Origin of the sequence: Mycobacterium arosiense ATCC BAA-1401 = DSM 45069, from assembly GCF_002086125.1 — a bacterium.
GTDB lineage: Bacteria > Actinomycetota > Actinomycetes > Mycobacteriales > Mycobacteriaceae > Mycobacterium > Mycobacterium arosiense.
In genome coordinates this window covers 12692-26111 of sequence record NZ_MVHG01000028.1, presented here as the reverse complement: position 1 = coordinate 26111, position 13420 = coordinate 12692, and the positions used below count along the sequence as shown (strand labels likewise).

At 68.3% G+C, this 13420-nt stretch carries 14 protein-coding genes; 8 read left to right on the top strand and 6 right to left on the bottom strand.

Annotated features, from left to right (window positions below):
* Window position 1: 1 nt before the first annotated feature.
* From BST14_RS13410 to BST14_RS13400, 3 genes are all read right to left on the bottom strand, one after another.
* Window positions 2–742, bottom strand: coding sequence for an SDR family NAD(P)-dependent oxidoreductase (locus BST14_RS13410; RefSeq protein WP_083064911.1), 741 nt, complete (start codon window positions 740–742; stop codon window positions 2–4).
* Between the two features lie 68 nt (window positions 743–810).
* A complete protein-coding gene (locus BST14_RS13405; protein WP_083064910.1) occupies window positions 811–1608 on the bottom strand; it encodes a family 1 encapsulin nanocompartment shell protein in 798 nt (265 codons plus the stop codon).
* Window positions 1605–2612 carry a Dyp-type peroxidase gene (locus tag BST14_RS13400; protein ID WP_083064909.1) on the bottom strand — a complete coding sequence of 336 codons (1008 nt, stop codon included), beginning with the start codon at window positions 2610–2612 and terminating at the stop codon, window positions 1605–1607. Before BST14_RS13400 ends, BST14_RS13405 begins: the two co-directional genes overlap by 4 nt.
* Window positions 2613–2748: 136 nt before the next feature.
* Between BST14_RS13400 and BST14_RS13395 the strand changes: the two genes are divergently transcribed.
* A complete protein-coding gene (locus tag BST14_RS13395; protein WP_245845397.1) occupies window positions 2749–4020 on the top strand; it encodes a M18 family aminopeptidase in 1272 nt (423 codons plus the stop codon).
* Window positions 4021–4038: 18 nt separating this feature from the next.
* Complete coding sequence (locus BST14_RS13390; RefSeq protein WP_083064908.1) at window positions 4039–4386, top strand: VOC family protein; 348 nt, start codon at window positions 4039–4041, stop codon at window positions 4384–4386.
* Between the two features lie 8 nt (window positions 4387–4394).
* Here the strand turns inward: BST14_RS13390 and BST14_RS13385 are convergent, their stop codons facing one another.
* Entirely contained in the window at window positions 4395–4790 is a 396-nt protein-coding gene (locus tag BST14_RS13385) for a nuclear transport factor 2 family protein (protein WP_083064907.1), read from the bottom strand.
* Window positions 4791–4914: 124 nt separating this feature from the next.
* Here BST14_RS13385 and BST14_RS13380 point away from each other — a divergent pair, with 124 nt between their 5' ends.
* Genes BST14_RS13380 through BST14_RS13370 form a run of 3 tightly spaced genes read left to right on the top strand, consistent with a single transcriptional unit; the run spans window position 4915 to window position 8667 of the window.
* Window positions 4915–5724, top strand: coding sequence for a helix-turn-helix domain-containing protein (locus BST14_RS13380; protein ID WP_083064906.1), 810 nt, complete (start codon window positions 4915–4917; stop codon window positions 5722–5724).
* Between the two features lie 20 nt (window positions 5725–5744).
* Window positions 5745–8018 (top strand): phosphoribosylformylglycinamidine synthase subunit PurL, encoded by a 2274-nt coding sequence (gene purL / locus BST14_RS13375; protein ID WP_142279396.1) that lies wholly within the window; start codon window positions 5745–5747, stop codon window positions 8016–8018.
* Between the two features lie 19 nt (window positions 8019–8037).
* The gene (locus BST14_RS13370) at window positions 8038–8667 is read left to right on the top strand and encodes an Rv0804 family intramembrane glutamic endopeptidase (RefSeq protein WP_211280720.1); all 630 of its coding nucleotides are present in this window, start codon (window positions 8038–8040) and stop codon (window positions 8665–8667) included.
* 3 nt (window positions 8668–8670) lie between these two features.
* On the opposite strand, the gene BST14_RS13365 is transcribed toward BST14_RS13370, so the two are convergent.
* Window positions 8671–9885, bottom strand: a complete 1215-nt coding sequence (locus BST14_RS13365; protein WP_083064903.1) for an MCE family protein — start codon at window positions 9883–9885, stop codon at window positions 8671–8673.
* A gap of 19 nt (window positions 9886–9904) precedes the next feature.
* Here BST14_RS13365 and BST14_RS13360 point away from each other — a divergent pair, with 19 nt between their 5' ends.
* From BST14_RS13360 to purM, 3 genes are all read left to right on the top strand, one after another.
* Window positions 9905–10294 carry a sterol carrier family protein gene (locus BST14_RS13360; protein ID WP_083064902.1) on the top strand — a complete coding sequence of 130 codons (390 nt, stop codon included), beginning with the start codon at window positions 9905–9907 and terminating at the stop codon, window positions 10292–10294.
* Between the two features lie 137 nt (window positions 10295–10431).
* Complete coding sequence (purF, locus tag BST14_RS13355) at window positions 10432–11958, top strand: amidophosphoribosyltransferase (protein ID WP_083064901.1); 1527 nt, start codon at window positions 10432–10434, stop codon at window positions 11956–11958.
* Window positions 11959–12030: 72 nt separating this feature from the next.
* Window positions 12031–13125: a phosphoribosylformylglycinamidine cyclo-ligase gene (gene purM / locus BST14_RS13350; RefSeq protein WP_083064900.1), complete on the top strand. Its 1095-nt coding sequence runs from the start codon at window positions 12031–12033 to the stop codon at window positions 13123–13125.
* A 66-nt stretch (window positions 13126–13191) separates the two neighbouring features.
* On the opposite strand, the gene BST14_RS13345 is transcribed toward purM, so the two are convergent.
* Window positions 13192–13377: a DUF3073 domain-containing protein gene (locus tag BST14_RS13345; protein ID WP_083064899.1), complete on the bottom strand. Its 186-nt coding sequence runs from the start codon at window positions 13375–13377 to the stop codon at window positions 13192–13194.
* Between the last annotated feature and the right edge of the window lie 43 nt (window positions 13378–13420).

The following is a 13420-nucleotide window of genomic DNA, read 5'->3' as shown; positions in this document are numbered from 1 at the left end:
CTCAGGCGGCGATTCCTTGCTGACCTCCGGTCGCGTGCAAGACGGCACCAGTGACATAGCTCGCCTCTGGAGATGCGAGAAAGACCACGGCACTGGCGATTTCGCTCGCATCGGCCACCCGCTTGAGCGCGGTGGTCGCCGCAATGGTCGCCAGGGCTTCCGGCATCGCCGCCGTCCCGGGCGTGTCCGTGGGCCCGGCGGCCACCGCGTTCACCCGCACTCCCGACTCGCCGTATTCATCGGCCCACACGCGGGTCAGTTGCTCCAGGCCGGCCTTGGTGGCCCCGTAGATCCCCGCCCCGCGCGTTGCGACCGACGCTGCGAGGGTGCTCACATTGACCACGGCGCCGCTACCCCGAGCGGCCATGGCGGGCACCAACTGTTGCACCAGGATGTACGGCGCACGCAGGTTGACGTTCACGTGTTCGTCGAAGGTCACATCGACGGTGTCGACGGTAGGGCCGAACTGGTAGATGCCGGCGTTGTTGATCAGGATGTCCACCGGCCCGGCCTCGGTGGCCAACCGTCGCACATCGTCGGCAACGTTGAGGTCCGCGGTGACGAAACCCGCTTTACCACCGGCGTTTTCGATATCGCGGACCGTTTTGGCGCCGCGTTCGGCGTCGCGGCCCTGCACCACGACCTCGGCGCCGCGCTGTGCAAGCTGCAGTGCGATTTCCCGGCCGATACCTGATGTAGCGCCGGTCACCAAAGCGGTGGAGCCGGCCAGTGATGTTGCCATCGAAATCCTGCCTTCAGGAGAGAAGTTGAATTGTTCTCCGGTAAGCAGCGGTTCGCCGGCGTTTATTCCTAAGGGTTCAGCGGGACGGATGCCTCGGCGGTGTAGCACAGGAAGGTCAGCGTCTCCTGCAGATACAGCTGCACGGTGTCCGCGTCATGGCTGGTGTATCCGATCGACACATCGGTGCCGAGCTGCAGGTCGAAGTCGCCGCCGCGGGTGGTCAGCACGAAGGCGCCGTCGATGGCCGGTGCCCAGATGATGTCGCCGGGAACCAGTCGATCGATGTGTTCGAGGATTGGATACCCGTGCTCGGTGGTCTCGCTGACCCGCGTGTAGACATCGGCGGACAGCAGCACCGAGTACGGGCCGTCGACGCCGGCCAGCCGGAGTTCGGAGATCGCCTGAGTGATGACGTCGGGAATTTCGCGGGGGTCGGCCGGCAGGGTCAGCGACTTGTTCGAACTGGCCGAGCGGATGCCCTCGATCGACGCCGCGGCGTAGCCCTCGAAGATGGCCCGGTCTTCCACGAACGCCAACTTCTTGGCGGCCGCCTTGACCGGGTCCCAGTCCGAATCGTTGGCGCCGCGCTCGACGTTGTCGATCTCATAGCGCGACAAGGTGAACGGAACCCGCAGACGCACAAGGGGTTTGCTCTCCCGCAGATGAGCCTCGACACCTTCGGTGGGCGATGCCACGTTGGCGAGACGACCGGTGCTGACGGCGGCGGCGATCGGTCCGCCCGGCTCGCTGACGTCGACGACTCGGCGCCCGGCGATGTGGCGTTTGAAGGTGCGGGTCGCCTCGGTTTCGATCTCGTCCCAGGCGGCGTCGGTGACCGGTGCCAGGTCGCGGTAGAGGTTGTTCATGAGGTTCCTTTCAGGCTGCCGATCGAAAGTGAGCCGTGCTGTGCAACGGGAGTTTCCGCCGCCGACGCTGCGGGCAGTGCCGGCGGATCATCGAGGAAGTCGAGGGTGGGGGAGAAGAACATTCCGCCCGTGACGGCGGTGGAGAAGTCGAGGATGCGGTCGGTGTTACCCGGAGGATCGCCCAGAAACATGTTGCGCAGCATCCGTTCGGTGACTTGCGGCGTCCGCGAGTAGCCGATGAAGTACGTGCCGTACTCGCCCTTGCCGAGTTCTCCGAACGGCATGTTGTGCCGCACGATTTTCAGTTCCGTGCCGTCGTCGTCGGTGATGACGTTGAGCGCGATGTGGGCGTCGGCCGGCTTGACGTCGTCGTCCAGTTCGATGTCGTCCAGTTTGGTCCGGCCGATCACCCGCTCCTGCTCGGTCACCGAGATCGAATTCCATGACGACATGTCGTGCACGTACTTTTGCACGTGCACATAGCAAGAGCCGGCGAAGTCGGGGTCCTCGTCGCCGATTGCGGTCGCACTGACGGCCAACGCGCCGTCCGGGTTCTCCGTGCCGTCAACGAAGCCGAGCAAGTCGCGGTTGTCGAAGTAGCGGAAGCCATGCACCTCGTCGACCACGGTGACCGCGCCCGCCATCGATTTGAGGATCCGGTCGGCCAGCTCGAAGCAGACATCCAAGCTCTCGGCCCTGATGTGGAACAACAGGTCCCCGGGGGTGGCGGGAGCGCTGTGCCGCGGTCCGTTCAGCTCGGGGAACCGATGCAGTTCGGCGGGGCGTGGTCCGGAGAACAAGCGGTCCCACGCGTCCGAGCCGATCGAGGCGATCGCCGACAACCGCTTCTGCGGTTCACGGAAGCCGATCGCGCGCACCAGTCCGGGGATTCCGGGCAGTGCGTCGTGCACCGTCGCCTCTCCGCCGTCATCGATGGTCACCACAAGGAAGATCGCCGCTGGCGTCAACGGCGCGAGGATCGGTTGCGGTTGGACGGGGGGCACGTGGGTGACCCTAGCGTGGCGACGGTGAGCGCCGGAAGCGGCGCGAGCAAGGAGCGCGCAATCGACCCTAGCGTGAAGACCGCGGCGGCGGACAGCCATGATGTTCAACATGTCCGGCGGGCCTCGAAACCAGGTGATGTCCTCAGCGAGCGCGCAAGGACTCGGCGGATTCATCGATGCGTCCCCGTCGCCGTTTCATGTCTGTGCCACGGTGGCCGCTCGGTTGACCGCTGCCGGATACACCGAACTGGACGAGACCCAACCGTGGCCTTCCGAGCCGGGCCGCTACTTCACGGTGCGGGCCGGCTCGCTGGTCGCGTGGAACTCGGCCGGGGCGCCCGGCCCGTTCCGGATCGTCGGGGCACACACCGACAGCCCGAACCTCCGGGTCAAGCAGCATCCCGACCGGGTGGTCGGCGGCTGGCGGGTGGTGGCGCTGGAGCCGTATGGGGGCGCGTGGCTCAACTCTTGGCTGGACCGCGATCTGGGCATCAGTGGGCGCCTGTCGGTGCGGGCGGCCGACGAACCCGGCGGAATCGCGCACCGGCTGGTGCGGATCGACGAGCCGATCTTGCGGGTGCCGCAGCTGGCCATTCACCTGGCCGAGGACCGCAAGTCGCTCACCTTGGACCCGCAGCGACACGTCAACGCGGTCTGGGGTGTCGGCGAGACGGCGCGGCCGTTCGTCGATTACGTCGCGGACCGCGCCGGAGTGGCGGCAACCGACGTGCTGGCCGCCGACCTGATGACCCACGATTTGACGCCCGCCACCGTGATCGGCGCCGACGCCAGCCTGTTGAGCGCGCCGCGGCTGGACAATCAGGCCAGTTGTTATGCGGGGCTGCAGGCGTTGCTGGCCGTAGAAGAGCCCGCGGCCCAGCTGCCGGTGTTGGTGCTCTTCGATCACGAGGAGGTCGGGTCGTCGTCGGACCACGGCGCGCAATCCGACCTGCTGGGTACCGTGCTCGAGCGAATTGTGCTGGCGGCGGGCGGTAGTCGCGAAGACTACCTGCGCCGGCTGCCGGCCTCGCTACTGGCTTCGGCCGACATGGCGCATGCCACCCACCCCAACTATCCGGAGCGGCACGAGCCCGGCCATCAGATAGCGGTCAACGCCGGACCGGTGCTCAAGGTGCATCCCAACCTGCGTTATGCCACCGACGGCCGCACGGCCGCGGCCTTCGCGCTGGCCTGCCAGCGGGCCGGAGTGCCGTTGCAGCGCTACGAACACCGGGCCGACCTGCCGTGCGGGTCGACGATCGGACCATTGACCTCCGCGCGCACGGGCATTCCCACCGTCGACGTGGGCGCCGCGCAGCTCGCGATGCACTCGGCGCGTGAGCTGATGGGCGCGCAGGACGTCGCCGCCTACTCGGCCGCGATGCACGCGTTCCTTTCCGCCGATTAGCGGCATAGGGTCTGCCGTATGGCCCTCAACGTGGAGATGCTGACCTTCGACTGTGAGGACCCGGCGAAGCTGGCCGGCTGGTGGGCCGAACAGTTCGGCGGCACGACGCACGATGTGCTCGCCGGTGAGTTCACCGCGGTGACCTTTTCGGAAGGGCTGCGGCTCGGATTCCAGAAGGTGCCCGATCCGACGCCCGGAAAGAACCGCGTGCACCTGGATTTGGGTGCGGCCGATGTCGACGCCGAGGCGTCCCGGCTGACCGCGGCCGGAGCGACCGAGGTCGGCCGGCACCGATTCGGCGACCACTTCCGCTGGGTGGTGCTGGCCGACCCCGAGGGCAACGTGTTCTGCGTCGTGGGCCAGTAGCTCGCCGCTCAGCCCCGGGCGAGAAATAGCGGGTCGTAACGGATGACGTTTTCCACGACGATCCCGTCGCGGGTGCGAACCCGGTCGAGCCCCCGAATTCGGAACGGTCCGTCGGGGCCGGTGCCCCGGCCGACGTAGTGCAAAAACACCAGTTCCTCTCCGGGGTCGTCGCCCGGCACGGTGGCGCTGTCGATCACCTCAAGCTTTAAATCCGGTGCGGCGTTTAGTATTTCGGCGATCTTCGCCGTGTAAGGCTCGATGCCCCGGACCGGCTCCGGGTCGCCCGGCCAGTAGCCCACAATGTCGTCGGCCAGGATGTCGAAGCCGCCCGACATGGTGGGCGCGGCCCAAAACGCCGCGAACGTCTCGGCGCTGAACTTGGGTGCGGATTGGACGTCGGTCATCGTTCCTCCTTGGTTCGGGCGCTCCGGCGGGGCGCGTCGTGCCAAGCGTGTCCCGACGGGGTGTGGCGGCACAATTACCTCCGAGGTCATCGCCACGGGTACGCGGGGTGGTTACCGTGGCCTGGTGAGCCACGCGGCGGTAGGCGCCCTGTTGCGCGACTGGCGAGAGCGTCGACGGGTCAGTCAGCTCGACCTGTCGCTGTCTGTGGGAGTGTCGGCGCGGCACCTGAGCTTTATCGAAACGGGGCGCTCGCGCCCCAGCGCGGAGATGGTGCTCGCCCTCGCCGAGGGCCTCGACGTTCCGCTGCGGGAGCGCAACACGCTGCTGCTTGCGGCCGGCTTCGCGCCCCGTTACCAGTCGCGTCCGCTCGAGGACGCCGCGCTGTCCCCGGCCCGTGACGCCGTGCAGCGCCTCCTCGACGCCCACGACCCGTACCCCGGCGTCGTGATCGACCGCTGCTGGAACATCGTGGGCGCCAACGCCGCGGCGTCGGCGCTGACCGCCGGCCTGCCCGAAGATCTGCTCGGCCCACCGGCCAACATGTACCGGCTGTCGCTGCACCCCGACGGCCTCGCCAGGCGGACCCTGAATTTCCCCGACTGGGCGGGCTACCTGCTGGACCAGCTGCGGCGCACGATCGCGCTCACCGGCGACCCAAGATTGCAGGCGCTCGACGACGAGGTGCGCGGGTATCCGGGAGTCGCGAGCGCGGCCAGGGCATGGCGCTCGCCGGCCGACAGCGCTTCGCTGCTCGTTCCGTTCGAGCTCGATGCCGGCGGCGGTCAACGGCTGTCGATGTTCACCACGCTGACGACGTTTGGGACCCCGCTCGACGTCACGCTCGCCGAACTGGCCGTCGAGCTGTTCTATCCGGCCGACGCCGAAAGCGTCCGCCTGCTCCGCGGGGACCAGCTCTCTAGACTGTCCCCGTGACAACCGCGCCCGCCCAGGCCATCGACACCGTCGAGCACGCCGCCACCACGCCCGACGAGCCGCAACCGTTCGCCGAGCTGGGCCTCAAAGACGACGAATACCAGCGCATCCGCGAGATCCTGGGCCGCCGCCCCACCGACACCGAGCTGGCGATGTACTCGGTGATGTGGAGCGAGCACTGCTCCTACAAGTCATCCAAGGTGCACCTGCGCTACTTCGGCGAGACCACCACCGACGAGATGCGCAGCGGCATGCTGGCCGGCATCGGCGAGAACGCCGGCGTCGTCGACATCGGCGACGGATGGGCGGTCACCTTCAAGGTCGAATCGCACAACCACCCGTCCTATGTCGAGCCCTACCAGGGCGCGGCCACCGGCGTCGGCGGCATCGTCCGCGACATCATGGCGATGGGCGCCCGACCGGTCGCGGTGATGGACCAGCTTCGGTTCGGCGCGGCCGACGCGCCGGACACCCGCCGCGTGCTCGACGGCGTGGTCCGCGGCATCGGCGGCTACGGCAACTCGTTGGGCCTGCCCAACATCGGCGGCGAAACCGTCTTCGACGCGTGCTACGCCGGCAACCCCTTGGTGAACGCGATGTGCGTCGGCGTCCTGCGCCAGGAGGATCTGCATCTGGCCTTCGCCTCGGGCGCCGGCAACAAGATCATCCTGTTCGGGGCCCGCACCGGGCTGGACGGCATCGGCGGGGTCTCGGTCCTGGCGTCGGACACCTTCAGCGCCGACGGAGGGGCCGAGAACTCGCGCAAAAAGCTGCCCTCGGTGCAGGTGGGCGACCCGTTCATGGAGAAGGTGCTCATCGAGTGCTGCCTCGAGCTGTACGCCGGTCACCTGGTGGTCGGCATACAGGACCTGGGCGGTGCTGGGTTATCTTGCGCCACTTCGGAATTGGCCTCGGCCGGCGACGGCGGCATGGCGATCCAACTCGAGACCGTTCCCCTGCGCACCACCGGCATGACCCCGGCAGAGATCCTGTGCAGCGAGTCCCAGGAGCGGATGTGCGCGGTGGTCACCCCCGACAACGTCGACGCGTTCCTGGCGGTGTGCCGCAAGTGGGACGTGCTGGCCACCGTGATCGGCGAGGTCACCGACGGTGACCGGTTGCGGATCACCTGGCACGGCCAGACCGTCGTCGACGTCCCGCCGCGCACCGTCGCCCACGAGGGCCCGGTCTACCAGCGGCCGGTCGCCCGCCCCGACACGCAGGACGCCCTGAACGCGGACAGGTCGACCCGGCTGCCACGACCGGCCACCGGTGACGAACTGCGCGCCACTTTGCTTGCGCTGCTGGGCAGCCCGCACCTGTGCAGCCGCGCGTTCATCACCGAGCAGTACGACCGCTACGTGCGCGGCAACACCGTGCTGGCCGAGCACGCCGACGGCGGTGTGCTGCGCGTCGACGAGTCCACCGGCCGCGGCATCGCCTTGTCGACCGACGCGTCCGGCCGCTACACGAAGCTGGATCCGTACGTCGGGGCCCAGCTCGCGCTGGCCGAGGCATACCGCAACGTGGCGGTCACCGGAGCGGCCCCCGTCGCGGTGACCAACTGCCTGAATTTCGGTTCGCCCGAGGACCCGGGTGTGATGTGGCAGTTCTCGCAGGCCGTCAAGGGCCTGGCCGATGGCTGTGTGGCACTGGGGATTCCGGTCACCGGCGGCAACGTCAGCTTTTACAACCAGACGGGCTCGGCGGCGATCCTGCCCACCCCGGTGGTCGGGGTGCTCGGCGTCATCGACGACGTCGGCCGTCGCATCCCCACCGGCCTGGGCACCGAGCCCGGGGAAACCCTGATGCTGCTCGGCGATACCCGCGACGAGCTCGACGGCTCGGTCTGGGCTCAGGTGACCGCCGACCATCTGGGCGGGCTGCCGCCCCAGGTCGACCTGGCCCGCGAGAAGCTGCTGGGCGAGGTGCTGGGCGCGGCATCGCGCGACGGTCTGGTGTCCGCGGCACACGACCTGTCCGAAGGCGGCCTCGCGCAGGCCGTCGTCGAAGCGACCCTGGCCGGTGAAACCGGTTGCCGCATCGTGTTTCCCGAGGGTGCCGATCCGTTCGTGACGTTGTTCTCCGAGTCGGCCGGCCGCGTGCTGGTGGCGGTGCCGCGCACCGAGGAGAGCCGGTTCCGGTCGATGTGCGACGCGCGAGGACTGCCGGCGGTGCGCATCGGTGTGGTCGACCAGGCCTCCGACGCGCTGGAGGTCCAGGGCCTGTTCACGATCCCGCTGGCCGAACTGCGCGAGACCTCCGAGGCGGTGCTGCCGCGGCTCTTCGGATGACTGCTCGCGGCGTATCCTGATGCCCGGCAGGCGTTTTCGTCGGACCAAAGCGCTATCATTGGCCGCCGCCCTGGTCGGCTGGAGTCTCGTCAGCCCTAGGCTGCCGGCGGCCTGGCGGACAGCGCTGCAGGCGGTGGTGGGCGGGCTGCTGGTGGTGATCACGCGCGCACCGCTGGGCTTGGGCCCGCCCCGGCTATCGTCCGGCCTGCGCATGGGCTGCCCGGTCGCCCTGTCCGCGGCGGGCGCCGTGGCCGCGACCGCCCAGCTGGCGCCGGTGCGCCGGTCGATGGCCGGCCGCGAGCCGCCGGCGGCGGCCCCGGACTGGCTCCTGCTGCGGATACCCCTGGGCACCGTGTGGTCGGAGGAGTCCGCCTTCCGCGGGGCGCTGGCCGCCGTCGGCTCCGCCGCTTTCGGTGCACGCGGCGGGCGGTTGCTACAGGCCGCCGCGTTTGGTCTTTCGCACATCGCCGACGCGCGCGCGACGGGCGAGCCGGTGGCCGCCACCGTGGTGGTCACCGGGATCGCGGGCTGGCTGTTCGGCTGGCTGGCCGATTGTTCCGGCAGCCTGGCCGCACCCATGCTGGCGCACCTGGCCATCAACGAAGCCGGGGCGATCGCGGTGCTGGCGGTGCAGTCGGCGCGCTGCTGATCGTCAGGGATTGATGGTGTAGTCGCCGAGTTGGCGGCCCCACACGAAATCGACCGCGAGCGGCGAGCCGACCTCGAAGTGGTTGTACGGGGCCATGCTGGCGCCGGTGTCCATCACCAAAAACGGCGCGGGCCACAGATCCCGGGTGATCTTTTGCCAACAGCCCGCTTTTCCGCCCGGCCCGCCTCTGGCGTTGATGCGCGGCAGGTTCTCCGGCCAGATGTAGGGATTGGGGGCTCCCGCGATGGCTCCCGACGCGTGGGCGCCCAGCGAGTAGCCGTTATCGCCCAGCGCGTTGTGGATTCGCGGTGCGACTTCGGCGAAATTGTGGATCGTGCAATAGATTTCGGGACTGTATTCGTCGAGCAGTTGGCTACTGGGAACCAGGTCGGCTGCGCCGCGGACGAAGAATGGCCCGCTGCGGCCCAAGACGTCGGCGCCGGCGTTGCCCAGCCCGGCGGCCGCCAGCAGCGCGCCATCGAGGTCGCGTTGCCGCGAGTCGAGTGCGCGCGCGGTCGTCACCGCGTGGTCGAGCGCGTCCCAAAGGTCGGGCGAGGCGTTCGCATAGGTATCTCCTAAAGTCGCCAATCGACGAATATCGTTGCGCAGAACCGGCATTCGCGGATTCAGGTCATCGAGGACGGCGTTACCATTGACAATCGAGACGCCGAACCTCTCGCCCATCCCGCTCAGCGCCGCAGCGGCGGCGCTGAGCGTGAGATTTACCTTGACCGGATCGACCTTCTCCGCAATCGAGGTGAGCGTCTCGAAAAGGGTGTTGAACTCGGTGGTCACCGATGTCGCATCGATCACCGTCGACGGTGTGATCGGTTGCTTCGCAGGGTATTTCGGCGATCTCAGGGCGACATATTTGTTGCCGAACACGGTGGTCGCCTGGACGGCCGCCGTCACGTTGGCCGGGATCTGCTTGACGTATTTCGGGGTGATGTCCAAGACGATCTTGGCGGCCGGCCTGCCGGCATGCGTGGCCTCCGAAATGCTGGACACCCGGCCGATCTGCACCCCGTTGTAGGTGACCTTTGAGCCGGGATCCATCACCAGGCCCGCCCGGGCGGCCACCATGGTCAGCTTCGTGGTCGGCGTGAGGGCGCCCCGAAATTGCAGGTACAGAAGCGACCCGAGCAATGCCATGACCGCGACCGTCACCAGGCCGGCGGTCTTGTACGGCGGCCGCGTCCTCTCGCGACGGGGCTCCATGATTTTGAGACCCTAGGGCATGGCCCCCCGCGAGAAAGCCGATCCGGCCAAGACCCGGCAGGCCGTGTTGGCCGTCGCGGACTGGCTGCGCGACGAGTCCGGGCCGGAGCCCGACCGGCAAGAATTGGCGACGGCCGTCCGGCTGACCGCCCGCACCCTGGCGGCCGTGGCGCCCGGGCGCAGCGTGGAGTTGCGCGTCCCGCCGTTCGTCGCGGTGCAGTGCATCGCCGGGCCCACGCACACCCGCGGCACACCGCCGAATGTGGTGGAAACCGAACCGCGGACCTGGCTGCTGCTGGCCACCGGTGAGGTGCCGTTCGCCGAGGCCAAGCGCACCAATGCGCTGCGCCTTTCCGGCTCACGAGCGGGTGAGATTGAACACTGGCTGCCGCTGTTCGATCTGAGCTGAACATAACCCTGAACTGCAGGTTCAGCTGTTTGCGCTGGCATTTTGTGCCTCAACACGCCCGGCGGATTCGTCGGCGCGGCGTCGCTGCCCGTAGACTCCGTTACGTCACCAACCGTTCCCCGGGGAGCCGCCCAATCGTGACCGTCCAAGAACCCGAAGAGGACTTCAACGCGCCCCGAGAAGAATGCGGTGTATTCGGGGTCTGGGCCCCCGGCGAGGACGTCGCCAAACTCACCTATTACGGCTTGTACGCGCTGCAGCATCGTGGCCAGGAGGCCGCCGGCATCGCCGTCGCGGACGGTTCCCAGGTGCTGGTCTTCAAAGATCTCGGCCTGGTCAGCCAGGTGTTCGATGAGCAGACGCTGGGGGCCATGCAGGGCCACGTCGCCATCGGGCACTGCCGCTACTCGACCACCGGCGACACGACGTGGGAAAATGCCCAGCCCGTGTTCCGCAACACCGCGGCCGGCACCGGGGTGGCGTTGGGGCACAACGGGAATTTGGTCAACACCGCCGAGCTCGCGGCCCGCGCCCGCGACGAGGGGCTGATCGCCAAACGCGCCCCGGCGCCGGCGACGACCGACTCCGACATTCTGGGCGCGCTGCTGGCCCACGGCGCGGCCGACGCGACGCTGGAGCAGGCCGCGCTGGATTTGTTGCCGACCGTGCGCGGCGCGTTCTGCCTGACGTTCATGGACGAGAACACCCTCTACGCCTGTCGCGATCCCCATGGCGTGCGGCCACTTTCGCTGGGACGGCTCGACCGCGGCTGGGTGGTGGCCTCCGAAACGGCGGCGCTCGACATCGTCGGCGCCTCGTTCGTCCGCGACATCGAACCGGGTGAACTGCTGGCGATCGACGCCGACGGCGTCCGCTCCACGCGTTTCGCCAACCCCACCCCCAAGGGCTGCGTCTTCGAGTACGTCTACCTGGCGCGACCGGACAGCACGATCGTCGGACGGTCCGTCCACGCGACCCGGGTGGAGATCGGACGCCGGTTGGCCCGCGAACGTCCCGTCGAGGCCGACCTGGTGATCGGCGTCCCCGAGTCGGGCACGCCCGCCGCCGTCGGATACGCGCAGGAGTCGGGCATTCCCTTCGGCCAGGGGCTGATGAAGAACGCCTACGTCGGGCGCACCTTCATCCAGCCGTCCCAGACCATCCGCCAGCTCGGTATCCGGCTGAAGCTCAACCCCCTTCGCGAGGTGATCCGGGGTAAGCGACTCATCGTGGTCGATGACTCGATCGTGCGAGGAAACACCCAGCGGGCGCTGCTGCGGATGCTGCGCGAGGCCGGCGCCGTCGAGGTGCACGTGCGGATCGCCTCGCCCCCGGTCAAATGGCCCTGCTTCTACGGCATCGACTTCCCGTCGCCGGCGGAGCTCATCGCCAACGCGGTCGAGGACAAAAAGGAGATGCTCGAAGCGGTGCGGCATGCCATCGGCGCCGACTCGCTGGGCTACATCTCGCTGCGCGGCCTGGTCGCGGCCTCCGAGCAACCGGCCTCGCGGTTGTGCACCGCCTGCTTCGACGGCCAGTACCCGATCGAACTGCCCGGGGAAACCGCGTTGGGCAAGAACGTCATCGAGCACATGCTCGCCAATGCCGCCCGCGGCGCCGGGCTCGAGGAACTTGCGCCCGACGAAGTGCCGGTCGTGCACTGAGGGAACTCGGTTTGCGCTCCTTCATCGACGTTTGATCCCGGCCGTCAGCGCCGCCCGGTAGCCTTTATCGCGATGACGGATCCCGGAAAGAGTCCAGGGCGCCACCAAGGCGGTCAGAGCATCACTTACGCGTCGGCCGGGGTGGACATTGAAGCCGGCGACCGCGCCGTCGAATTGTTTAAGCCGCTGGCGACGAAAGCCACGCGACCCGAGGTCCGGGGCGGCTTGGGCGGATTCGCCGGCCTGTTCGCGCTCCGTGGCGATTACCGCGAGCCGCTGCTGGCGGCCTCCACCGACGGCGTCGGCACCAAGCTCGCGGTGGCCCAGGCGATGGACAAGCACGACACCGTCGGGCTTGACCTGGTGGCCATGGTGGTCGACGACCTTGTGGTGTGCGGCGCCGAGCCGCTTTTCTTGCAGGATTACATCGCGGTGGGCCGGACGGTGCCGGAACGCTTGAGCGCCATCGTCAGCGGCATCGCCGAGGGATGTGTGCGGGCCGGTTGCGCGCTGCTGGGCGGCGAGACGGCCGAACATCCGGGTCTGATGGAACCCGACCACTACGACATCTCGGCCACCGGCATCGGTGTCGTCGAGGCCGACGACGTGCTGGGGCCCGACCGGGTCAAACCCGGCGACGTCATCATCGCGATGGGTTCGTCGGGTCTGCATTCCAACGGATATTCGTTGGCGCGCACCGTGCTGCTCGAGATCGACCGCATGAACCTCGAGGGATATGTGGAGGAGTTCGGCCGCACCCTGGGCGAGGAGCTGCTCGAACCCACCCGAATCTACGCCAAGGACTGCCTGGCGCTCGCGGCCGAAACCCATGTGCGTACGTTCTGCCACGTCACCGGCGGCGGGCTGGCCGGCAACCTGCAACGCGTCATCCCGCACGGCCTGGTCGCCGAGATGGATCGTGGCACCTGGACGCCCGCGCCGGTGTTCGCCATGATCGCCCAGCGCGGCCGGGTGACGCGCGAGGAAATGGAGAAGACGTTCAACATGGGCGTCGGCATGATCGCCGTCGTGGCCCCCGAAGACACCGACCGGGCCCTGGCCATCCTGACCGCCCGGCACTTGAGCTGCTGGGTGCTGGGCACCGTCGGCAAAGGCGGAAAAGAGGGTCCCCGGGCCAAGATGGTCGGTCAGCACCCGAGGTTCTAGGAATTTGGGCTCGGGCAGGACCAGCGCGGCCCCGGTGCGCTACGCATCACCGCCGAAGCGTTGGTTTTAGCGACGCCAGCTGTCCTGGTCTTCCCAGGATTCGTCGGATCCGTCGCTGTCCAGTTCAGTGGACGCGTCCGAACCCGTTCCGGACAGCTCTTGCTGAAGCCGCTGGAAGTCGGTCTGTGGAGAACTGTATTTGAGTTCTCGAGCAACCTTGGTCTGCTTTGCCTTAGCCCGGCCGCGGCCCATGGGGGAACCCCCTCGCGCAATAACGGAGCGGCCTAACGAGTAG